We start from the raw sequence: 22668 nt of genomic DNA, 5'->3' as shown, positions 1-22668 counted from the left end.
CCTTCTTTCGCTTCAGTCGTCGGCGAGGAGCGTGCGAAGCGCTTTGCGGGCGCGGGAGGATTCGGTGCCGATGCACTTGGAGTACCAGTAGTAGGTTTCCTCGACGCTCATGGCGTTGATGCCGGCCACGATCGCGCGCACTCTAGCGTGCTTGGAGATGGGCTGGGTGCTGAAGAGGATCAGTGCGAGTCGGACGCCGTCGACTTCGTCGATCCGGATCGGGGCCGTACGAGTGAACGCGAGGATGCTGGGTGGGTGCCCGGATCCGCGGGCGGCCGCGAAGACGGCGTCGGTGATCCGGCCGGTCTGCGCGGGTGTCGTGGCGACGACGGGGGCTGCGAGTGCGTTGCCGGCCTCACCGTAGGTTTCCTCCAGAACGAGTCCGTAGGAGTCGTTCTTGCCGGGAACGACGGTGATCCGGAATGCCCGCGTGGCGCCGACGGCGGTGAGAGGTCGGATTCGGGTAGTGGTGTTGCGCCGGGCGCTCATCGGGTCACCTCGGCAGTCATGGTGGTCTGCTGAATCTGGAGGTTCTTGACCACGGTGTGGATCTGGCTGATGTCCGCGGCGCTGACGTCGACGGGCGGTTCGAACACGATGTCGAGGGTCATGTCGCCGGCGATCTTGGCGGCACCGGAGAGCGCCTTCTTGACGTTGCCATAGGCGCTCTGGAAGTCGGTTCGCTCCGCAGTACCGGCGAATCGGAGTCCGCCGGTGAGGTTCTTGTATTCGGCGAGGATGGTGCTCGTCACGGTGATGGAATGTTTGGGCAGCATGCCTAGCGCTGCGACAGCAAGGTCGATGTCGCCGGTGCCCTTCGCCTCGTCAGCTGTGACCTTCAGGGTCAGCCGGGAGACGGTATGGATGGTGAAATCGGAAACCTGGTCGACGACCTTCTGGAATGCAGCACCGCCGGGCCCGTTCGCGGTGAACGTCTTGTTGTTGACGGTCCGCGTCGGTACCTCGACGCCGGCGGTGTCGGCCTCCGCGCGCGGGATGATGCGGAGGGTGTCGAGCCCCTTTTCCTTCAGCGCGCTCGGCGTCAGCGCGCGCACTCCGGGCGCAGGATCCGCGTCTAGGACGACGAACGACTTGTAGTCGCTGGCCTGCACCGCAGTGGCCAGGAGCTCGAGGACGTCAGTCTTAGTGGGTTCACCGCCGCACTCCGCGTCGAGCAGAGCCCGGAGTTCGGCGCCGGTCATGGTAACGGCGGTCAGGACCGCGCGCAGGTCGGTCTGGGTGGGCTTGCGGACGAGCAGGCCCCGTGTCTGTGCCTCGGCGGCGGTCATGATCTCGGCGTCGCTGCTGAATCCGACGTTCATGCCTGCCATCGCGTGCGCGGTGTAGGCCTTGCCTGTGGCGCCGTCGTAGTAGACCCAGTTCTCGTTCTTGATGCCGTTGGTGATGGCCTCGCGAAGGAGTGCAGGGTTGCGGACGATCGGGGACGCGTGGTCCATCCAGAAGAAGTCCACGATCCCTGCGGTGGTGACGGCGTCGGTCTTCGGCCAGGTCTTCGAGCGCAGGAACGATGCGGTGAACGAGTCACGACGGATCTTGCTCTCGTCCTCGAGAAGCGCAATCACCGCGGACGTCGCGTTCTTCGGGTCGCCCTGGACCTGCGGCGGAAGCTCCCTGTGCCGCAAGTGCCCGTTCGACTTGTCGCTGGTGGGGAAATAAATGTGCTTGTAGCAGCGGTTCACGGCGATCCGTGCTTCGAGCGATGCCCGCTTCTGATAGGTCTCGATCTTCTTCCGCACCTCGGCACTGAACTGACTCAGTCGTGTGGTGTCGGCGGCGAGGATGTCCGCTGCGACCAGTGCGCGGGCCCGGTCCCTGAGGACATCGATTTGGTCGTCGTCGGGGACCGCGAATACCACGCTGTTGCGGTATTTGCGGGGTGAGCCGACGGTTCCAGCCTTGTCGAGCATCTCGACCAGCAGGCTGGGGGCGTTGTCGGCAATCTTGATGGTCACCGACAGGACGCGGTAGTCGAGCACCGCGACGCGCAGGCTGGCCTGGTCCGGGATGTCGACGGCGGCGGACGGGAAATGGACGGCGGCGACCCCGCCGTCGTTCGAGAACGCCCGGTGAATGAGGTCGTCAACGATGGCTGCAACACGGGTATTCGCGACGTTGCGCTTCTCGGCCTCGATGATGGCGTTGACATTCGGTTCGACGTTGAACCGCCACCGCGCGCCGTCAAAGGACAGGTGCCAAAACACCTTTTCGGACTCGGTCAGTGCCTTCTCGAAGATCGTGGCGTCCTCGCCGGGGCGCAGGGTGCCAAGCAGCCAGTCGTTGCGCCCGGCGCCGGCGTTGGACTTCATCTCCAGCGAGTGCGTGAAGACTGTCCGGGCGACCCGGGTCGCGTAGTGCGGTTTGCCGGGGAAGACGTCGGCGTCGACCGAAACGGCGTGGGAGGTGGAACTGGCGAAGTCGCCCTTCGCGACGGAAGAGAATTCTCCGCGGCCGAGGCCATCAGTGAGGTGGTTGAGGACGGGTGGGTCGGAGTAGTCGATGTCGCCGACGTTGATGATTGCGGTGTCGTCCCCGTCGCGGTAGATGCCGGCTACTACCTCCGCGAGGAGCTTGAGGGCGCCGCGGGCCCGCTGGAATTGGGGGATGTCGCCGAGACGCTTGTCGAGGACACGCACCAGTTCAGGGTGGAAGGGGTACGACTTGGTGACCTGGTTGCCGTAGGTGACGGGCTGTTCCGGTCCGCCAGCGAGGCTCTCGGTCTTGCCGAGCACCTCGTAGAAGTCTCGGTAGGCATCGCCAGCGGCCCGGGCGGCGCCGAGGTCGACGGTCTTGAACAGGCGGGTCTTGAGGATCTCGCCGATCTCGGTGTCATCGGCCGGCTTGATGACGGCGGACGGCTGGACCGCGCGGGTGAGCACGTCGGCGGTTTCGGCCACCGCGCCGCTCGCGGCGGAGGCGGCGTCGTCGAGGAGGTCGGTAATCTCGGTGGTCTCTTCACCGAATGCGTTGGTCGCAGCGGCCAGGGTGATGATGACGGAGACGTTGTTCGTCGGGTCGGTGGCGACCTCGAAAAGGTTGCCGAGGAACACCGGGATGGCCTTGGCCATGCGTCGGACGTCTTCGCTACCGGAGGAGGTGATTTGCCGGATGTACTTGGCGATCTCGTCGATGATGACTATGGTCGGCTGCCCGGCGAACGCCTCCTTGATCGTTGCGGTGCCGGGAGCGGTGCGTTCCCGATCGCTGGCGTCCATGGCGCTGAAAGCGTCGGCGCCGAGCTGGGCGGCCATCTCACCCCAGAGCGTGTAAGTGCGGTGACCGTTGGTCTCGACTCCGGCGACCGGATCGAGTGCGTCACCGACGAGGGCTGCGATCGGCACCGGTCCTGTGGGCAGTAACGCCAGATCCACGAAGTTGGCAAGGTTGGCCGGGCGGGCGCCCTTGGCGAGGTGGTAAACGGCAGTGAGGCCGTGGGTTTTTCCTCCACCGAACGAAGTTGTGGGGCGCAGGACGCCATTCTCGGCTGCCACACCCTTCGCTCCGGTTACGCGGCCGAAGGTCTTTGTCAGGAGGGTGTGCAGCCCGCTGGTGGCGTAGGTCTGCGCGAAGAACGCATCTGGGTCGCCGTAGACCGGGTAGTGGTCGGCGTCGCGAACAACCTTGTCCAGCTGGGCTGCGAAGTGATTGTCGGCGAGGCCACCGCTAAGGACGTCTTCGCGCGGCTCGCAGGCCGTGCGTAGCGCTACAAGACCCGCCCCGTAGTTTTCGTTTGCCATTCTGGTCGTACCCCTTGTTTGATGATGCCATGGCCGCTGAGTTTCGCGGATGCTTGGTCACACGAGCGTCTAACCATGTCGCGTTAGCGGCGTGCGTGGCTGGTGACTGAACTGGACCGTGCGGTCATCCGCCGCGATCTGCGGGCGCATTCAAAGTGAGATGCGACGCTTATGTTTGAGGATGTACCCGCTCTTTTGGACCAGGTTGGTCTCCGTCGTGACACAGTGCGGTGGCCCCGAGTTATGCAGGTAGTGACTCTTGATGGTATGTATGACCGGCTTTGCTCTGTCGTGTGCAGCGATCGTTTCGTCAAGCTGGTCCATGAGCGGAGCCTACCGCCGCTGGCTTCGTCCGCTCTGCAAATACGTGGTTGCGGCAGCCTCGCTGCCTATCCCTCTGGTCGATCTTTCAATCTGCGACTTTCAATGATGGCAAGGTTCCGGCGACACGACCGCAGCGAGCATGTCCGAAAGAGCTTGACGGCCGGCCCAGATGTAACCAGACGTGCCCTGACACTAAAGGCGCCACCCGATCAACATTGATACTGGCCAAAGTGACTTCCAGCGTCGACTGTGGTTCCCCCAGGTGGTGGACACCGAGCTAGCAGGATCAGCAGTTCCGCTGGGAGGTTGTCCACTTGTCGCGGAAGCGTCGATCGTTTACGACCGAGTACAAGGTCGATGCTGCGCATCGGGTGATCGAACCTGGTCGATCTATTGCTGAGGTCGCACGCGATCTCGGCCTGATTGAGGGCTTGCTGGGGCGGTGGGTCGCTGATGAGCGCAGGCGCCTGGATGCGGCGCGGGGAGAGGGTGATGAGCCTTTGACAGCTGTCGAACGCGATGAGGTTACCCGGCTGCGGTGGCAGGTCGCCGATCAGGAGAAGGACATCGCATTCTTGGAAAAAGCGTCGGCGTACTTCGCGGCGAGCCATCAACGGTAGAGAAGCACGCGCCTGTCCCACGGACTGCGTCACCACACCAATCAGCCGCGTGGCCGCCCTGCTGGGGGTGTCCAGGCTACTGCCGTCATGTAAGGTCAATCGGGGCAACGGGATTGGGGATGAACCGGCAACGTCGGAAAGAGTTGGCGTTCCGCTCGCCTCGATCCACAAACTCGGACGGCGTGTACGGATCGTGGCAGATCTGCGTGCGCGGGGTGAGTTCGTGGGCCGAAAAGACCGCCGCCAACATCATGGCCGAGTGGGTCTCGCGGGCATCAGTCCGCCCAATTTCTCGCCGCCGCCGACGATCGTGGATCTGCATCCGACGTTCCCGCCGGATCTGTCCACCGTCTCTTCGGCCAGGGCCGCACCGACGGGTGTGGACATAGGACATCACGTATCTGACCTGCGGCGGTGACGGCGTATACCTGTGCGTGATCAAAGATGAGCACTCGAAACGGGCGTTGGGCTGGGCGGTGGCCGACCATACGCGCGCTGACCTGGTGACCGACGCGGTCGACATGGCCGCTCGCACCCGCCGCGACCGAATGAAGGGAATCATCATGCACTCGGACAGGGGATCTCAGTACACATCCACCCTGATGACGAAGGCCTGCGGGAAGGACGGACTGCTCCGGTCATGGATCGGACCGGGGTCTGCTGGGACAACAACGCCGCTGCCGAGAGTTTGTATTGACGTTCAAACACGAGCACTACCAACGCCACAGCTACGTACATCGCGCTGAGTTCGTTGCAGCAGTCGACAATTTTTTTCTATTACTACAACACTCGACGGCGGCACTCAACGATCGGGATGCAAGCCCATCAACTACGAGACGTCACTGACAGCGGACCTCTACGTCGCGTAACCACCCTCCGCTATCCTGGAACATCTTAACGCTCGATCGACTACTTACGCCGTTGGCTTCCGTCTGCGCGGCCCAAGTCACACGGTCGCGGGCGCCAACACCGGCGGCGAAGAAATGACTAGCAGCTCGAAATGCTTGTCAGCTCGGCCTGGAGCCGTTCGGAGGGTTGTATTCGCCATAGCCGCCTTGGCCGAGTGTTCATCGAGGCACTTTTGTAAGCGCCGGTAGCGTCGAATAGCCGTTTTAGGCCTGGGGGCGTTACTCTAAAACGAGCTGGGGGGTAGCGGCTGGCGTGAGGTTGTTCGCTTCCATGAACGTGATGAGGTTCTGTGCAAGGTCTCGCTCCGAAATCAACGCTGAAAGCGACCGAGACTTACTGTCGCTGATCGCTTCTACTGTATTTATCTGGGCCGAAAGCTCTGCGGCGGCCGCAGATGCTTTCAACCAGATCGCGTCGTCGAACTCGTGCCCGAGGCTCTTTTGCGCAAAGGCGACTGCCGTCGCCAATAGCAGTTGCCCGGAGTTCAATCGGCCTCTTTCTCCTCGTCCGCCAACAGCGGCGGCGGTGGTGATGGCAGCACCTGTGCTAGCGATACCGCCGATCGCAGCGAGTCCTCCGACCATTCCTCCTGGCCCAAGCGCCGCCAACCCGCCCGTCAACGCTGCGGCGCCGGCCGCGCCTGCTGGCGCTAGTGCAATGAGGCTGTACGGCGCTATCGCGATTACCGCGACTCCGGCAGCTGCAAATGCGATGCGTCCCCAGTTGGCTCCAGGTTTGGTCATCTTTGTGATCGATTCATTGAACACGCGAACGATCGATCGGAGTTCGAGGCCGAACGACGTCGATTGCCCCGCCTTTTCGGTGATTAGGGGCAGAGCTTTGAAAGCTGCATCATCGATATCAATTTCGAACGGTGCGATCAAGTCGCTGAGAGCGAGAATAGTGAGCTGTTCGATCAGCCCAGCAACCGTCCAGTGATCGGGGATCTTGGGCGTGTCGCCTTCAGCAAGCCTATGGAGTTCACGCGGAAGCGGAATGCCGTTTGCGTCGGCGTCCCAGACCTGGGCTACTAGATCAGCCCGCTTAATGCGGATGGCCTCCGAGTATCGTGCGCTAACCTTCTTGTCGTTGATCGAGTCACGCACTGCGTATCGGAAGTGCAACTCGAGGATCAGCGCAGCCACGTCGTCGGTCAGCGCTGTCGTGACTCGCGTTGTGCGGCGAGGGGTCCTGGACGATTGATGGAACGCCGTTCCAACAGCCCGTGCGACGGCTGTGTTTCGCAGGTAGGACGACGAGCCGTGCCCAGCCGTGCCGATGTCGACGCGGAAGTCTTGAACGTCTGCAAACACGCCGGCGAGTCCACGAGCGCGCGTTACCGGGTCTCGTGGACTGAAAAAGTTCAGCCATGAGTTTGTTGAGTTATAGGGAAAGTTCCCGATGAGCTCCCTCCGTGATGCCGCGAAGAGCGCGGTGTTGGCTGGACTGCCGATGGTGACAACGCGTCGAACGACGATGTCTTTCGGAAGCCGAGTAATGAGGTCGACAGCTATGACGCTCCCCAGACTGTGGCCGACGATGACGACCTCTTCCCGCGCAGGGAGCTGAGACAGCACACGTTGCAAAACAGCTCCGCGCATGCCCTTCTGGTAGACATAAGCTTCAATCTGATGGATCTCGTTCGCAAAAAGCTTGTTGGGTAGCGCTTTCGCCAATCCGCCTAGCGTTGAATGTGACGGGTCTATGTCCAGTAGTGGAAACCCGATACTTTGCACAGAGGGGTCCGCGCCGACTGCCCTGGCGGCCTCGATCTGTCGGTTCAAGAACTCCGCACGCTCAGACGAGACGTCAGCTTTTTGGCCTTGCGCGGTCGGTTTCGGGACCGCGGCGTTTGCATCCGGTGACGACAAGATGTCGGAATAGGAGGGTGCGATAACGTCGACTTCGTCGACTGCGGTGAGCCCTTGGGCTACGAGGCTGTCATTCAATGCACTGAGCCATCCGTGGTCCGCATCGCCATCACCGACTCCGTGTAAGTAGACGAGCTTCATCCAAACGCCTTTCCGTCTCTTGATCTACGCCGTCGGGGCGCCGCTCAGCTTAGCGACTTCGTCCGACACACCAGCGCGACCGAGGGCAGTCCCGCTCGCATCTGAGACCGCGCCAGATCAAACTCGCTGGCCCCAATTCATCAGTACGGTTGTATCGCAGATACTTAGAACGTGACATTGGTTCGCGAGATCAGCCCGGGTTCGCAAGATCGGCCCGCCCTGACTGTCGGACTGGTGGGGATGATCGTCAACTGTGAGTAGTCCATCGGCAACCGATCTCGTCGCAGCGGTCTCCGCCTCGAAGGCCGGCGACCCCCTGCGGTTAGTGACTGTTATCGTCACGGGTTCGGGCGCTCGTCGGGACGTCACATGTGCGCTCGCCCGATACGGCGGATCGGCGCATACACGCGTGCTGACGCTCGACGACGTGGTCGGCACGTTGGCCGCTCCCGGAGCTCGAGCCCAGACTTCCGCTGCCGTATCCGCTGCTGGAGGCGTCGATCGAGCGGATTCTTGACGAAGCGTCCAGACTGTTCGCAGAGGTGGTAGGTCGACCGATCACGGCTCAGGCGACCTCGACTGGGTGGCCACCCAGAGCGAGGAGAACGCACGCGTGGCCGAGGCGGTTCTTCCTGAGAACGGCGTGAACGCGGTGCACATCATGACGATGCACGCGGCCTAGGGGATTGCGGTTTCCGATGGTGATTGTCGCCGGAACGAGCGGTGGCTTTCGATCGGGAGTGACCCGGCGATCTGGGACGAGGCGGGCGATCGTCGATCTCTCTGCTGCAGGGGATGATGCGTTGAAGGCGCAAGCGCGGGTCGCGGCCGACATCTCGAAACCTCAGGATCCAGATCGTTTCGTGTTGCTGGCCCGGTCCGCGTTGGAGTGCGACCCGGCGCGTCGACCTGCGGCTACCGAAACAGTGGCGGGAGATGCCGCCTGCGGGGCTCGGCCCCGATCGCGAGACCGTCATCGACGGTATTGCCGGCCTGGTTTACCGCGACAAGTCATGTGATCTCGCTATCGCGGATTACAAGACGGATATTGGGGTCAGCTCTGCAACTGTCGAGGAGTACAGGCTCCAGCTCGTGATGCATGCGTCGCTGCTCGAAGGTGTCACAGGAGAGACGGCCTACAGTCTCCGGTTGATCTTCTGCAGGACAGGTGGGGCCACTGTTCTAGATCGACACCGAGGATGCCCCGCCTGTAAACGAGCAATCCTGGCCATCCGGCCGAGTAAGCAAGTCGTCCGAAACCCCGCTATGAGCTATCGGCCGGAACTTCTTCGGTGCCGGGGATCCTTGCAACGGGGGGGTGAATATCAGTCGGCCCGCGCTGGGCTAACTTCGCACCTTCATGGACAAAGCGGCGAGCGCGGATGAGAGCTGCTGAACATGGATTTCTGCGTCATTCGTCGTCCTCAACGACAAACTCTTCTGACGGCAAATTAGTATTTGGGTAGATGACGGATTTTCCTGTTGCTTTCTCAATCAGCTTTGCAAGCCGCCTTTGGCGGTCTTCCATGAATCCCTCAAAATCGTCGGCCCAAAGTAGGTCAGGATCTAAAGCGTGGCTGGATAAGCGCGCTCGAAGACGTTCCCGTTGCTGCTCGTCCTGGGGGGTGACCTCGGCGAGTAAACGACTAAGGTAAGCGCTTGGCGCATCGCCCCCGATCTTTCGATTGGTCCGAGCGCTTAGTGGCGATTTATTAAGGATTGAGTCGTACCTCGTCGGTGCTATACCCTGCTTCTTGCACCACGCTTTCGGGAAGATGTGGTGTATGTCGACGTTTTCCTCGAAGAAGATTGTGTTGCTGAAGTCTTGGCCCTTTCGGAAGTCCTGTGCGCCGATGTCCATAAGCAGTGCGTTCACGCCCTTATACGCCGCCGATTGGCGGGTACGCATGCTGAGCAGTCGATCGGCGCGCACGGTCGCGTCGTGGACTGTGGTGGGCTCGGGACCGCCGCGTGCCCACGCGAGTACCTGCAGAAAGTCTCGCGCAATGCGGCTTTCGGTGGTCGAGCCATACAATTCACCGAAAACTCCGCACCAGTACCATTCGGAGACCTTTTTCGCGATGGAAGGGTTCTCAAAGTCGTCCCCGAGGTCGGCCAGGATCGCCGCCAGTGGGACGACTTGACTCTGGTACGGCAAATCCGCCACGCGGTAGATTCGATGATTAACTAAGAATTTCGCCGCTCGCGTGAACCCATCCTCTACGAGCTTTTCGTATTTTAAGTAAGCCGCGAGGGGCAAGTTGAGAAGCGTGCTACGTGTCACCGAGACCTGCGGGAGATCCTTGCCGCTGGCGCCCTGGGACTCCGCGCTCTTTCTAAGATCTTGAGTATGGAAGAGGGAAACAGCCTGAAAGAAGTCGGTGTTGCTGACGCCTGCTAAAACACCGCGCGGGCTGGATGGCATTTTGAACATGTTCTCAAGTCTGTTTTGGCGGCCAGGTCGGTTATCGGCGCCAATCCAATCTTTGCGCAGTTCGTAACCCTCGGCGGCGTACATGGCGGTAATCAACTCGAAAGCATCTAGAGCCTTTCCGCCAGTATTAACTTTTTCGAATACTGTGCACACGGCTTCTTTTGAAGTGGCTTTGTCGAGAGCGATGACGGGAACGAGATAGCCAATAAAACTTTGTACGACTTGGTCGTGAAATCGCGTCAATTCAGCGAAACGCTCGGCGAAGTCTTCTTTTCCGGTGTGTTTTTGAATAAATGCGGTCTGCCAAGTGTTCCATGCCAAGAGTTCGCTGGCGGGAAACATCATGTTCTCGATCTCGTACTCCTGGGAGGAGAGATCAAGTTCAGTTGTCTTGCCAAAATTGGACGTTATCTTCTTGGATTCGGGAACAATGACGATTGCCTCGTCCCGATCGCGCTTGGGGTCGAGCGCCGTGGGGATGTCGATGTAGAACCAACGGGTGACGCGCTGCTTACGTGGGGTGACGGTTCGGATGGCTTTCCCTCTCACGAGGACCTGGTACAGGGACGTAAGTCGCTGCTGGCCGTCTAGAAGAAGGGATGACGGAGGATCGACCGTCGGCGGAGCTCCCTCAAGCACTCTTGGCTTAAAGGAGACCGCACCTCCGGTGCCGAGCGTCATTACAGCTCCTACCGGGAATCCCCGAGAAATCGACGCTAACAAGCTGCGTATGCGCTCCTCGTCCCAGACCCAGCTTCGCTGGAAGTCAGGAAGTTGGAGGTGTCCCTCAGCTGCATCTTCAAGCAACTTCGTTAGCTTCACCGAACTGGCAGTGAACATCGATCCGTTGTCGCTCATGGATTCCTATCGGTAGGGCCGTCGGTTGCAGGTCAGAGTCCACTTGACAACCTACCGACCGCATCGCAGAAATTTGGCTCGTTGGTCGAGGGCATGAGCTGTGGCGGCAATGTGGCAGCCGCAGTCCCGGAGAACTCTCAGTCCGTGCTCGTGCAGGGATCAACTGGCGATGACGGACCCACTTGCAAACACGTCAGCGGGCATCGGCCGGTCCAGGTTCCATGTGATCGAAATCGGCCGCTCACCATGATGACTGACTAGGTCAACCCGGCCCAGGAAGATGAACGGTTCAGCTCCAATGTCACCGTTGGGCCGATCGCGAACAAACAATAAGACCTTGCCGTCCTCCCCGCTCGTTCCCAGGAGGCGTCGACCGAGCTTGGAGCCAACCGTGGTGTTGTTCGGAGACTCCCAGTGAAACGTCTCGCGGGAAATCGGGAAGTCGCGGTACATCGTGGTTGGACTGAACTGCCCTTCGTCTTTGTGAAGATTGACGAACAACGCGCCTGTGGCACCGTCATCTGTCCAGACGACACCCGTTGCTTGGCCATAAGCCTTGCGCGTCAACGACGCCCACCCCATGGCAGCCAGGACCTCTTCGCGTCGATAGTGCACATGGGTGAAGAGCGGTAGGTCGTCTGCGTCCATCGGTTTCGGAACGTGTCTAATCTCGTCAGTGGTGACGTCGAGGATCTGACTGATCTCGTCGCAGATGGCGGGGTTGGCCTGCAGATGCCGCAAGCCGGCGTCGTAATCAGCATGGTCGCCGCGGTCTGGCCACAGGAGGAAGAACAGCATTCGGGCGTACGCCTGCTCACGGGACGGCAGCTCGTCGTATCGGGGCCCGTTGGGCTGGGCAATCTTTCGATACACCTTGGCGCGCTCCAGGTCGTCGACGTGCGTCATGATCCGAATCCGCCGGAGCAGAGCTTCTTCGCCGGGTCCCGGCTCAGGCGTTGCAATGAGGGCATCGCGGGCCAGCGCAGTCCAGGATTTGCCAGCAGTGCCCCCGTATACGTCGACGAGGTCGTGACCGGACTCGGTGAGGTACTCCTTCAGGGTGCGCGGTTTGTGCGAGGCGATGCTGGCAACGAGGTCAACGCGGCGGTTCAGGCGGATCGTTTGCTTGATGCTCTCCGTGATGATTTCCTGGGCAACTTTGTCGAGGACTAGGCGGCTACCGCCAGGGAGGAATGGGAAGTCTTCGCTGATCTCGTTCAAGAGCCGTCCGCGGCTGGACCCCGTGAGTGCCCGAAACTTGTTTTCGAAGCGGAACTCTCGGCGTTGTTGCCCGATGAAGTCGAGGACCGTCAACACTGCTTTGGTCTTCGTGCGCCGAAGTCCGCGGCCTAGCTGCTGGAGAAAGACGGTTGCGCTCTGCGTAGGCCTGAGTAGCAAGATGGTGTCGACGTCGGGGATGTCGAGACCCTCATTGAAGACGTCCACACCGAACAGACATTGCACCTCGCCGGCCCGCAGGTTGGCGAACGCTGCGGCGCGTTCGCCGGGACTGGTCTCCGCGGACACAGCCACCGACCTGACCCCCTGCTGGGTGAAGCGATGAGCCATATACTCCGCGTGCGCAATCGACACGCAGAAGCCGAGCGCACGCATCGTGGTCGGATCGCTGACTTTGTCACGCAGAGCCTGCAGGACCAGCCGCGTGCGAGCGTCGTTGCCGGTGTACAGGTTCGACAGGTCGGTGATGCGGTAGTCGCCGCGCGACCACGTGATCGATCGCAGGTCGGTGTTGTCTGCGACGCCGTAGTAATGGAATGGACACAGCAGATCCTGCTCGAGCGCATCCCACAGCCGCAGCTCATACGCGATGCGGCCGTCGAACCAGGCAAAGACGTCGCGTCCATCGGTGCGTTCTGGGGTTGCGGTCAGACCGAGGAGCTCCGCTGGCCTGACATGGTTCAGCAGCCGCTTGTAGGTCGCTGCTTCGGCGTGATGGAACTCGTCGACGACGACCACATCGAATTGTGCTGGATCGATACCGTCGAGCGCAGCCGCGTTCAGAGATTGGATGCTCGCGAAAACGTGATTCCACTCGGTAGGGCGGGCGCCGCCCACGAAGAGTTCGCCGAAGTTGGCGTCTGCGAGTACTTCTCGATACATCCGAAGCGACTGCTCGAGGATCTCTTTGCGATGCGCCACGAACAGCAACGGAAGCCGTCGACCCGCTCGATCGCACAAACCTCGGTAGTCCAGTGCAGCGACGACCGTCTTGCCGGTGCCCGTCGCCGCGACGACGAGGTTGCGGTGACGCTCGTGCACCTGTCGTTCGACGTCGAGAGCTTCGAGAATGCGCTCTTGATGCGGGTACGGCCTGACCTCGAGACCGGAGACGGTGAGTGTCTGCCGTCCTTGGGTGCTGCCGCCTGCCTCCGCCAGTGCGCGATCGAGGAGGTCAGCATCAGTTGACGGGTCGTAGTCCTTGAACGCTGGATCGTTCCAGTAGGTATCGAAGGTAGCTTCGAACTTTCTAATCAGCGAGGGAGTGCTGACGCCCGATATCCGAACGTTCCACTCAAGTCCGTCGACCATGGCGGACCTCGAGAGGTTCGAGCTACCGACGTATCCGGTATCAAAGCCGCTGTGCCGACGGAACAACCACGCCTTAGCGTGCAAACGGGTGGAGGCAGTCTCGTACCGGATCTTGACATGTGCGCCGTACTTGGTGACCAGGGTGTCGAGGGCGCGGCGCTCGGTAGCACCGCGGTACGTCGTTGTCAGGACGTGCGGACGAATCCCGCGTTTGTGGAGGGCGGCGAGTTGCTGGCCGAGCACCGAGATCCCCGCGAACCGGATGAAGGCGCACAGTAGATCAACCTGGTCGGCGCTAGCGAGCTCGTGCGCGATTTCGCCGGCCATGTTCGGCTCACCTTTGGTGTTGGTGAGGAGGGCAACCTCCGAGAGCGGAGTTGCCGGCCGAAGCAGCTTCGGTTCGTCGACGCCACGGAGCGCCACCAGCAGCTCGGGTCGAAGCACCTCGTCGTCGACTTCGCCGAGGTGACCCAAGAGCTCGTTGGCTCGTGCCAGCTGTTCCGCCGGCTTGAGTGCGCTGAGATGTCGAACAAGTGCGGCAGCGATGTGCCGGCTCAACACTGTTGGGGTATCACCGTCGCCGATATCGTTATAGTCGGGAACCAGCCGTTGATCCTGCAGGTCTGAGCCGACTCGTCGGGTGTGGAGTAACTCGTAAATGCCGCGTGGGAGTGGTTCATTCACCCTTGGAGTAGATCACGCGGTGCCGACGATCTGTGACGTTCCGCCCGCGAAACCGTATCGACTGATTCTGTCGGATGGATCTGCGAGAGTGGCAGTTCGGATAGCACAGAAGGAGTGTCGATGACGGAGAGCGGCCCGAGGGTTGAGCAGTCTCTGACCGAGGTGGTCTGGGACCTTCTCGATGCAGATTCCGGACTCGACGAGCACGCCAAGTACGCGGTGATCGCGGCCCTCGAGAGCGCCGAAGCACTCCGGGAGCAAATTGACGGCACCGCAGCTCCGGTGGAACGCCCGTCGACCGACGATGCTGAAATCGTCGAGCCGCTAGGCGCGTATCTGAAGTCGATCACGGTCGCCGGCTTTCGGGGGATCGGCCCGCGGGCAACTCTGGAGGTGTCGCCTTATCCGGGAATCACTGTGATCAGCGGCCGGAATGGTTCGGGTAAGTCGAGCTTCGCAGAAGGTCTGGAGTTCGCTCTCACCGGCCAGAGCTACCGGTGGCGCAACAAGCGGGCAAAGATGTGGGCCGACAGTTGGCGAAACCTCCATGAAGGCAACCCGTGTGAGGTACGAGTCGAGTTCACGGTCCCAGGCGCGAACGTCACAACTGCCGGCGTTGACTGGGCTGAGGGGGCTGACCTGACGGGCAGCGATACCTGGACTCAGGTTGCGGGCGCGAAACGGCAACCAGGCACAGACAGCCTGGGCTGGGCGAATGCACTCGACATCTACCGACCGCTACTGACATACGACGAGATCGGTGGTTTGCTCGATCAGGAGCCGTTCAAGCTCTACGACGCGCTCGCGACACTGCTCGGGCTTGAGGAGATTCAGGACGCTGAGAAGCGCCTGGCGGGTCTGTTGAGCGAACGTAAACAGGCCCGAGCGGTCGCGACCAATGCTCTGCGCGATCTGAAAGCCACGCTGCAAAATGCCGACGACCCACGTGCTTTAGACGCCGCCAACCTGTTGAAGAAGCGGCAGCCAGATCTCGACGCTGTTACCGCCCTAGTGAGTGGCGCTGATTCGCCGCAGACGTTGATTGTGGCGAAACTGCGCGCGGTCGCGGAGATGTCAGTGCCAGATCTCGACGACGTAGTATCGACGACATCGACACTGCGACAGAAAGAATCGAAGGCGCTTGAGCTTGCTGACCAAGCTCTCGATGCGGCTGAACATCGGTCGACTTTGCTTCGACAGGCGTTGGCCTACCGCGACACCACCGACGACGAGCAGTGCCCGGTATGCGGAGTTGGTGCACTCGACGGCGGGTGGAAGCAGCACACACGTGAATTTCTTGACGCCGAAGACCAGCGACTGACGGACTATCGCCTCGCGCAGACCGAGCTGAAGCACGCGCGCGTCGCCGTCGAAGCGCTCCTCTCTGGGACGGTCGATGTTGCACAGGTCGACGGGGTTCAGTTGCCGTCGCTCGACGCATACGCCGCCGCGATCGCTGCTGCCGGTGCTCGGCCGAGCCATGTTGGCCGTCTCGCCGACCATGCCGATCAGGTGATGCCTCGCGTTATCGACGCGCTAACGGATCTGCAAACCGAGGCGTCTGCGGCCGCTACATCTCTCGAAGATGCGTGGGCGCCCATCGCGGCGAAAATCAACGGATGGCTCAGCTTGGAGCACACGGCTCGTAGCGCGTACGACGTCGTTGCACGCCTGGACGCCGCAAAGAAGTGGGTTACGACCAACGCCAACGTGCTTCGCAATCAACGTATGCAACCCATCGCCGACCGAGCGCGCGAAATTTGGTCGCAACTACGCCAAGAGAGCAACGTCGATATCAGCTCAATTACTCTGCAGGGAGCGCGAACTCACCGCAGGGCGGTGCTCGAAGGAAGTGTGGACGGTCAGCCGGCGGCCGCGCTGACGGTGATGAGCCAGGGAGAACTTCATGCCCTGGCCCTCGCGTTGTTCATCCCGCGGGCGACCGCACAGGCAAGCCCGTTCCGGTTCATCGTTCTCGACGACCCCATCCAGGCCATGGACCCGGCCAAGATCGAAGGGTTCATCAGTGTGTTGCGCACACTCGCGGAGAGCCGGCAGGTCATCGTCTTTTCGCACGACGATCGCCTAGCTGCGTCCATCCGTCAGCTCGGCGTTCCCGCCCAGCTCCTCGAGGTGACCCGCGAGACCGGGTCATCGATCACGGTCAAGACCGCGAGCAACCCGGCTAAGCGATTTGCCGACGACGCGTTCGCGCTAGTTGCTGACGACAACGTCGACGACGCGATCAAACGACGTGCAGCTCCCGGACTGTTTCGGCTTGCGGTCGAATCGGCTGCGCAACAGGTCTTCTACGCGAAACGCGCAGCAGCAGGCGAGCCCCACGATCAGTCCGAGCTGGAGTGGGAGCTCTACAAGAAGATGAATCAACGTGTGGCTCTCGCTGTTCACGGGGACGCGAAAGCCGACATCTCAGCGTGGCGCTCGTACCGGGAGCATCGTTATCCGACTCTGACGATCTGCAACCGAGGATCGCACGGCAACATCCCGGGTCTCACGAAGGACGACGTTCGATGTTTGCACAGGACCGTCGACGACATCCTTGCTGACAAATGATGTCGACACCGGCAGCACAGTTGCTGCGCGAAGCTGAGCGCATACTCGACGGAGCCACCGGGCCCGGCTCAGGCAACTCGGCTCGATTGGCCGCTTTTGTTGCGCGGCAGGCAGTTGAGGCACTTGTTGACGAACGGCTGAAAACCGTTGGGGCCGAGTGCCCAGGTGCCTCCATGCGGTCGCGGCTTGCGATACTCACGTCGCTGGACGACGGCGATCGGACCGCGCAGATCGGATTCGTGTGGAATCAGCTCAGTGCTTGCTGTCATCACCATGCGTACGAGTTGGCGCCAACGAGTGGGGAGGTTCGGGACGTGTGCGCAGCGGCCACCGGACTGTTGGCGGAAAATGACGTGAGCCGTGTGATTCGATCTTCTTTATGACGCAAATCTGGGGCATCCACAATGACGTGTCCAACCTCGACCTGGTCGACGGCCGGTTCGTCAGCATCGGGTGGGATGAGATAGGTGACCTCAAAGCGATTGGGGCTGATCGGGCGTCAATCAAGAGTCAGTTGGCGGCCGCATACCCGGCGTCGAAGCCGGGAGCATTCCCAGTCTGGGCTGGGGTATTGCTGCGATTCGGCTTCGAAATGGAGCGGGGTGACCTCGTCGTAGCGCCGAACAAGGCGGACAGCACGATCAACTTTGGCGAAGTAGTCGGCGACTACCAGTTCCTGCCAGACGAACCAACGCATCGTCATCGCCGGTCGGTCCGCTGGTTACGGACAGGTGTTCCGCGAGCTGTGTTCAGTCAGAAGGCTTTGTACGAGATCGGTTCCGCGCTGACTCTGTTTCGGGTGAAGAACCATGCTGCGGAGTTCGAACGTTTCCTTGCATCTTCGGACGAAGCGGCTTTTGCGGCCTCCACACCACCGGCAGATTCGCCCGAAGACACGGAAGAGGCGGTCAAGTGGGCGGAGGAGGAGCCGAACGTTGACCGAATCGGGCGGTTCACTCGTGATTTTGTTGCTTCAAAGCTACATAAAGCGCTGTCGCATGAGGAGTTTGAGCATTTCACTGCAGACCTCATGCGCACACTTGGATACCAAGCACGAGTGACGCAGTACTCCGCGGACGGTGGTGTTGATGTTCTTGCCCACAAAGATCCGCTTGGACTCGAGCCCCCGCTGATCAAGATCCAGTGCAAGCACATGGTCGCCACGATTGGAGCCCCGGATGTTCAACGACTCGCTGGAACGCTTTCTCGGGGCGAGCTAGGTCTTTTCGTCAGCTTGGGTACGTACAGCAAAGATGCCCTCGCGCTGGAACGCAATCGCCTCGACCTAAGACTCATCGGCGGTGACGAGCTCATCGACCTATTTCTTGACTCGTATGCGGACCTTCCACAGAAGTGGCGGGACAGAGTAGCGCTAAGGCAGGTGTACGTCGTTGAGACTGGCGCAGCGGGATGACTCGCAGGCCAGACTAGCCGAGCAGACTAGACGCGACGCAGAACCGTTGCTGCAGGACGGCTTCTGTTGCGACGGACCCGAGAGGCGCCGGGGAGCCAGAGGCCACTACCCGGCCAAAGCCGGTAGCACCACAATCGAACCGTCGAGGCTACGGGCGATGTCGATAGTTACGTCCGACGCCCGACCCGTGCCGTCAATTCCATCCCCCAGAGCGCGTAGCCGAGTTGATGTACGCAGAAGTTTGTCTACATCTCCGGCCGAGAAGGCAAAGTCACGGATTCCGTGCGAGCGGTCCAACTCGAGTTGCGACAAGCCGATTCGCACGTCAGCGATACTGGCCTCTAGCGCTGTTACGCGCTGCTGATCGGACCTTAGCGTGCGCACGAAGCTGTCGAATGGATTGGCGGTGTCCATCTGGGCGTGCTCTACGGCCTGCAGAACGATGACCCGCTTCTTGAGCGAGATCGCGAGATCTGCGAGTTCGAGGTGTGCATAGAACTCGCCGCCATCGACATCGATCCCGGGAAAGGCTTTCTGCAGAGGGGCTAGCTCGACACGATCTTTCGCTTGGAGTGCATCAAGTTCCTTCTTCCACTTAGTCAGGCGCTGCTCAGCGTCAGCAAGGGCTGTGCTTATGGCGTGCACCGCGGAATCGAGTCCGAGCGACGCGCCTACGCGGCCCTGGTCGAGGAGGACTGCAGTGGCCTTGTCGATCGCGTCGCGGCATCCATTCAGCGAGCTCTTCTCCTTTTGCAGGGCATCGCTGTGCAACTTTTCCAACAGCACAGTGATGTTCTCGGTTGCTTGTTGCCGCTTACGGTCGGCGTGGGCACTGACGCCTACCGCAACCGCCATCATGACGAGCGGCGCTGCGACGGTAAGGGCGCCTGCGCCTCCGACAGCGAGCCCCGCGGTAGCTGCTGAGCCGCCGGCGGCGCCAGCTGCCGCTGCCTTCCCCGCCACAGGGACGAACGTTGCCTGGCCAGCAATACCGGACGCCCCCATGAGCGCGCTGTGAACGCCGTCGGCGGCCGCTTTTGAAGCCATCGGCTTGACCATTCCGCTACCCACCTGGGCCGCGACTTTCGCTGGAACCACCATTCGGTAAAGGGTCTCCCCGGCTAGCGCGCTCGACGCTGCAGGCGCCGCACCCGAGGTATCGCTGATCAACAGGGACAGATGAGTGGCAAGTGGGCTGAGGCTGTCGAGATGGATGCCCTTGCTGCGGTCCAATTCCTTCGGAACTGGGTGAGCCTCCAGTGTTGCGATGGGTGTGTCGGCCATAGCCGCCAACGCCGTACGTATCTCGGCGAGTCGCTCGGGCGTCATCGACTGGCCATTTGTCAACGCGGGAACGGAAACGTTACGTGTCGCGAGCGTCCACACAGGCGCCAAATGCTTGTCGTCGTTGACCATAGTCAGCCTTCTTTCACGTTGTCAGCGACACGATATTGGACTCGTCGTGACTCTGCGGGTTAACAGGGGTTGAGCTCGTGCGCTGTGGGCACTCAGTTCAGTCACCAACTAAGCTGGCAAGCCTGGCAAACGTACGACGAAATGTCTGGCCCAATCACGCAGCCGCCCAGCTGAGTCCCGTAAGGCGGCGGGCCGGGTGGAAAACCCATCATCAGCTTCAGCGCCTGCTGAGCCCCACAGCGCGGGCACGCCGGCCGAGGACTGAACATCAGCTGGTCGAATGTCGGACCCAGCGGCTGATGCAGGATGTCGTGACAGGACGGGCACACGGCGAATGCCTCGTGGAAAGGCCAGTCATTGCCCGGTTCCCGGTGAACCTGCAGCCGAGGCTTGTACGGTGTCTCGTTACGGCTGCCACAAGCGTTACAACCCCAGACTGTTGCGGCCTGAACGACTTCCGAGTCGCGAGGATCTAGACATCGATGCGGCAGTGCGGTCCACGGGGTCGGGGATGCGACCTCCGCTGCGATCGCACCAAGAACACCCGCAGCGGCTTGGTTTGTCAGCGTTCGCGGTTCGATTGGGAAGTGCTCGTCGAGCCTGCGCTCTAACGCTGCCATCGCGATGCCGTCCCCGACGTGTGGCTCAGCGCTGCTGAAACCCCAGTTGTCGTCGTCCTCCATCCACAGAGTCCTGACGTCGAGCACAGCTGGCTGACGTGCCTCGGCAACCAAGATCACCAGGTCTCCGTCAGCTGTGCCGTCCGGGAACGTGTACCAGCTCTCGTCGTCGTCGTGCGCTGTGCCGGGCGGCACCTCAGCGAGAACAACATGTACGGGCCCCTCTGCTCTGTTGGTCACAACTCACCTCACCCCTCTAGCCGGCCCGACAGGACCACGAATCGTAGTGCGGCACGCAGGCTCTTGGTGGTCGCTGCCCACGCCTTCTCTTCGTGTTCACACGCGGCCGCTTCCTCTTCGTCCTGGCGGTCGAGTGCGTCGTAAATCGAACTCCGCCAGGAGAATCGCTGCTCCTCGCACACCTTGATGTACCGAAGGATGGCGCCGCGGTCGAAGTCACAGACTGCCGCGATCTCACGGGTTGTCAGCGGGCCGACTCGTCGTCATCGAGCTGGAGCAGGCACATGAGTCCTGCTGGGAGACCTTCGTCAGTGTCCTCAACTGGCGGGTGGGCCTCGGCCACAACGGCAGCCACATCGCCGGCGCCCTCAGTCAAGAAGTCGAACCACTTCGTCAGCGTCGACTGCAGCACCCCGTCGGTGAAGACGGTCGCATCCATCCGAGTCGTCACCCGGACGTAGGAGTCAACGAGGACGAACTTGATGTCCGGCCACTTGCGAGAGTAGTCCATGATCGGTTCACTGGCGGCAGTCGAGTCATTCACATCGACAGCAAGATTCGTGAACATCTCGATGACGGGATCGTTCACGTCGACGCACAGCCACGACGTCTCGTGGTTGACGGTGAAGGTGATGTCGCCGTCGTCGTCTTTGCGCGGCGCGCATCCGGTCATGCGTTCGAGGGCAGCATCGACTAGATCCTGAAGCTGCGTCTGGCCGGCGGGCTCAAATCCAGTGTGCTGAATCGGTTCAGCAGGCTGCTCTTCGACCGTCATGAGGAAGCTCGGGTGAAGCACCTGCCACAGTTCCTGCATCACACCGGTGGCGGCCCGTACCACGTGCTCCGCCTCGTGCCGACTGCACTCGACAATGCACTCGTCCTCGCAGATCGAATCCCACTCAAGCGCCATGAGTAGAGAGAGTTCGTCGTCGGAAAGCTCGCGTCCCTGGCCGACGATCGTGGGGCTGAGGTGGCACCGCACTTCGTCGTCGGCGGTGATGGTGAAAATCGCGGCCGGGCCGGCGCCGTCGACCTCGCTGTTCGGGCGGTCACTCGCACTGATCCGTCGGCATGCAGGCCGGTTAGGCTGGTTGTCAGCTCGTCACGAAACGCGGCCCATCCATCGGAAACGGAAGCGTCGAAGTCGAAGATGTTGGACATGGTCACCCGCTCTCTCTTGTCCTGTCAAAGGAAGGGTAACGAGGGGGTCTGACATTTTCGGGGCACTCAAAAGTGGCTCGATCATGCGTTCGAAATTACATTGCTGTTCTTATAAGGCCCTGTGGCGCAACGGAATTCGTTGTCTTAGGCCACCGCTACCTTTCGGTCCGTTGCAGGCAGTCAACTTCCCGGCTGTCGATCAGGGAGAGATCGGATCAGTGATGGACACAATGGATGATGCGGTAGCCAGGGCCACAGTGCCGGCGTTGACCGCGCGTGAGATCGAGGTTCTGCGGACCTGGTTGATGTGCGACACCAAAGAGGCCGCGGGGCGTTTGTTGTACGTCTCGGCTGCGACGGTCAACACCCACATTTCGCGGATCCGCGGCAAGTACGAGGCCGTCGGTCGTACCGCCGGCACGAAGGCGTTACTCCTGGCGCGGGCGCTGCAGGATGAACTGATCCACGTTGACGAGATCTGACCCCAGGGCGATCGACTGGCCCTTCGTTTTGTCACGGCTAGGGCCGTTTCGACCGTCCAGCATCCTCAACAGCGGCCAGCAGGCCACCGAAGCCTGTCTCAAGTGGCTGGACGCGACTTCGCAGGCTGGCCAACGTGATGGTCTTCTGTTCGCCAATCGCTGCGTTGATGTGGGTGGTCGACGCGACGTAGAAGGTCCACTGGTCTACGTCGAGGGGTCGGCCACGGCTCGATCTGCGGTGGTGAACAGACAGAATACGTAGACATCTGCAGAACGTTCGCGGACTTCGGCGTAGGAGTTCGTTTCGGCGAACCACGCCGTCGCCGGACCGACAGCGAACTTGATTGCCGAGGCCGACTTCTGTTGCCACGACTGAAGATACGCTGACGACTTCACTTCGATGCGAAGGCCGCTGTGCGTCAGCAGGTCGAATGCATCCCATTCGCGTCTGACCGTTCCGTCTGTGCAGCTCAGGGCAATCCCCACGATGTACTCAGCGAGCAGGCCGCGTGTGGTGTTACTCAACAGGTCTGACTCTGACCATGCCCAAAAATCTGCGAGGTCGCGACCCAGACTCTCAGTGCCCTTCCACAATGGTGAAGAAGGATCTCGTCT

Annotated in this window: 16 protein-coding genes; 6 read left to right on the top strand and 10 right to left on the bottom strand. The window is 61.2% G+C overall.

Annotated elements, in window-relative coordinates; genetic code table 11:
• Nucleotides 1-12: 12 nt before the first annotated feature.
• On the bottom strand, nucleotides 13-489 hold the full coding sequence (locus KXR83_RS06905; protein WP_437424184.1) for a DUF7680 family protein: 477 nt from the start codon (nucleotides 487-489) through the stop codon (nucleotides 13-15).
• Nucleotides 486-3755 carry an ATP-binding protein gene (locus KXR83_RS06900; RefSeq protein WP_437424183.1) on the bottom strand — a complete coding sequence of 1090 codons (3270 nt, stop codon included), beginning with the start codon at nucleotides 3753-3755 and terminating at the stop codon, nucleotides 486-488. Before KXR83_RS06900 ends, KXR83_RS06905 begins: the two co-directional genes overlap by 4 nt.
• 638 nt (nucleotides 3756-4393) lie before the next feature.
• Between KXR83_RS06900 and KXR83_RS06895 the strand changes: the two genes are divergently transcribed.
• The 3 genes from KXR83_RS06895 to KXR83_RS06885 all read left to right on the top strand — a co-directional run bounded on the left by KXR83_RS06895 (nucleotide 4394) and on the right by KXR83_RS06885 (nucleotide 5445).
• The gene (locus KXR83_RS06895) at nucleotides 4394-4699 is read left to right on the top strand and encodes a transposase (RefSeq protein ID WP_437424182.1); all 306 of its coding nucleotides are present in this window, start codon (nucleotides 4394-4396) and stop codon (nucleotides 4697-4699) included.
• Nucleotides 4700-4892: 193 nt separating this feature from the next.
• Nucleotides 4893-5117 (top strand): hypothetical protein, encoded by a 225-nt coding sequence (locus KXR83_RS06890; RefSeq protein WP_437424181.1) that lies wholly within the window; start codon nucleotides 4893-4895, stop codon nucleotides 5115-5117.
• A 16-nt stretch (nucleotides 5118-5133) separates the two neighbouring features.
• Entirely contained in the window at nucleotides 5134-5445 is a 312-nt protein-coding gene (locus KXR83_RS06885; RefSeq protein WP_437424180.1) for a DDE-type integrase/transposase/recombinase, read from the top strand.
• Between the two features lie 381 nt (nucleotides 5446-5826).
• Here KXR83_RS06885 and KXR83_RS06880 read toward each other — a convergent pair whose 3' ends face one another.
• From KXR83_RS06880 to KXR83_RS06870, 3 genes are all read right to left on the bottom strand, one after another.
• Nucleotides 5827-7620: a hypothetical protein gene (locus tag KXR83_RS06880; RefSeq protein WP_437424179.1), complete on the bottom strand. Its 1794-nt coding sequence runs from the start codon at nucleotides 7618-7620 to the stop codon at nucleotides 5827-5829.
• 1411 nt (nucleotides 7621-9031) lie between these two features.
• Nucleotides 9032-10912, bottom strand: coding sequence for a GmrSD restriction endonuclease domain-containing protein (locus tag KXR83_RS06875; protein ID WP_437424178.1), 1881 nt, complete (start codon nucleotides 10910-10912; stop codon nucleotides 9032-9034).
• A 159-nt stretch (nucleotides 10913-11071) separates the two neighbouring features.
• The gene (locus tag KXR83_RS06870; RefSeq protein ID WP_437424177.1) at nucleotides 11072-14146 is read right to left on the bottom strand and encodes a DUF3427 domain-containing protein; all 3075 of its coding nucleotides are present in this window, start codon (nucleotides 14144-14146) and stop codon (nucleotides 11072-11074) included.
• A gap of 120 nt (nucleotides 14147-14266) precedes the next feature.
• On the opposite strand from KXR83_RS06870, the gene KXR83_RS06865 reads away from it, so the two are divergent.
• Both KXR83_RS06865 and KXR83_RS06860 read left to right on the top strand, forming a co-directional pair.
• On the top strand, nucleotides 14267-16720 hold the full coding sequence (locus tag KXR83_RS06865; RefSeq protein WP_437424176.1) for an AAA family ATPase: 2454 nt from the start codon (nucleotides 14267-14269) through the stop codon (nucleotides 16718-16720).
• Nucleotides 16721-17099: 379 nt separating this feature from the next.
• Nucleotides 17100-18134: a restriction endonuclease gene (locus KXR83_RS06860; RefSeq protein WP_437424175.1), complete on the top strand. Its 1035-nt coding sequence runs from the start codon at nucleotides 17100-17102 to the stop codon at nucleotides 18132-18134.
• A 105-nt stretch (nucleotides 18135-18239) separates the two neighbouring features.
• Here the strand turns inward: KXR83_RS06860 and KXR83_RS06855 are convergent, their stop codons facing one another.
• The 4 genes from KXR83_RS06855 to KXR83_RS06840 all read right to left on the bottom strand — a co-directional run bounded on the left by KXR83_RS06855 (nucleotide 18240) and on the right by KXR83_RS06840 (nucleotide 21473).
• On the bottom strand, nucleotides 18240-19550 hold the full coding sequence (locus tag KXR83_RS06855) for a hypothetical protein (RefSeq protein ID WP_437424174.1): 1311 nt from the start codon (nucleotides 19548-19550) through the stop codon (nucleotides 18240-18242).
• Nucleotides 19551-19651: 101 nt separating this feature from the next.
• Entirely contained in the window at nucleotides 19652-20410 is a 759-nt protein-coding gene (locus tag KXR83_RS06850; RefSeq protein WP_437424173.1) for a hypothetical protein, read from the bottom strand.
• Between the two features lie 8 nt (nucleotides 20411-20418).
• Nucleotides 20419-20610: a hypothetical protein gene (locus KXR83_RS06845; RefSeq protein ID WP_437424460.1), complete on the bottom strand. Its 192-nt coding sequence runs from the start codon at nucleotides 20608-20610 to the stop codon at nucleotides 20419-20421.
• A gap of 44 nt (nucleotides 20611-20654) precedes the next feature.
• Complete coding sequence (locus KXR83_RS06840) at nucleotides 20655-21473, bottom strand: T3SS (YopN, CesT) and YbjN peptide-binding chaperone 1 (RefSeq protein WP_437424459.1); 819 nt, start codon at nucleotides 21471-21473, stop codon at nucleotides 20655-20657.
• A 319-nt stretch (nucleotides 21474-21792) separates the two neighbouring features.
• On the opposite strand from KXR83_RS06840, the gene KXR83_RS06835 reads away from it, so the two are divergent.
• Entirely contained in the window at nucleotides 21793-22053 is a 261-nt protein-coding gene (locus KXR83_RS06835) for a LuxR C-terminal-related transcriptional regulator (RefSeq protein ID WP_437424172.1), read from the top strand.
• 204 nt (nucleotides 22054-22257) lie between these two features.
• On the opposite strand, the gene KXR83_RS06830 is transcribed toward KXR83_RS06835, so the two are convergent.
• Entirely contained in the window at nucleotides 22258-22578 is a 321-nt protein-coding gene (locus KXR83_RS06830; RefSeq protein WP_437424171.1) for a hypothetical protein, read from the bottom strand.
• Nucleotides 22579-22668 lie beyond the last annotated feature (90 nt).

It is taken from the genome of Williamsia muralis (genome assembly GCF_051487485.1).
Taxonomy (GTDB): Bacteria; Actinomycetota; Actinomycetes; order Mycobacteriales; family Mycobacteriaceae; genus Williamsia; species Williamsia muralis_B.
Note: the sequence above shows the minus strand (reverse complement) of the source record. Positions and strands in the feature narration are given on the sequence as shown.

Bases quoted from the DNA above. Each gene is read 5' to 3' on its own strand.
- KXR83_RS06905 (WP_437424184.1), bottom strand. From the start codon at position 489: ATGAGCGCCCGGCGCAACACCACTACCCGAATCCGACCTCTCACCGCC.
- KXR83_RS06900 (WP_437424183.1), bottom strand. From the start codon at position 3,755: ATGGCAAACGAAAACTACGGGGCGGGTCTTGTAGCGCTACGCACGGCC.
- KXR83_RS06880 (WP_437424179.1), bottom strand. From the start codon at position 7,620: ATGAAGCTCGTCTACTTACACGGAGTCGGTGATGGCGATGCGGACCAC.
- KXR83_RS06875 (WP_437424178.1), bottom strand. From the start codon at position 10,912: ATGAGCGACAACGGATCGATGTTCACTGCCAGTTCGGTGAAGCTAACG.
- KXR83_RS06865 (WP_437424176.1), top strand. From the start codon at position 14,267: ATGACGGAGAGCGGCCCGAGGGTTGAGCAGTCTCTGACCGAGGTGGTC.
- KXR83_RS06860 (WP_437424175.1), top strand. From the start codon at position 17,100: ATGACGCAAATCTGGGGCATCCACAATGACGTGTCCAACCTCGACCTG.
- KXR83_RS06855 (WP_437424174.1), bottom strand. From the start codon at position 19,550: ATGGTCAACGACGACAAGCATTTGGCGCCTGTGTGGACGCTCGCGACA.
- KXR83_RS06835 (WP_437424172.1), top strand. From the start codon at position 21,793: ATGGACACAATGGATGATGCGGTAGCCAGGGCCACAGTGCCGGCGTTG.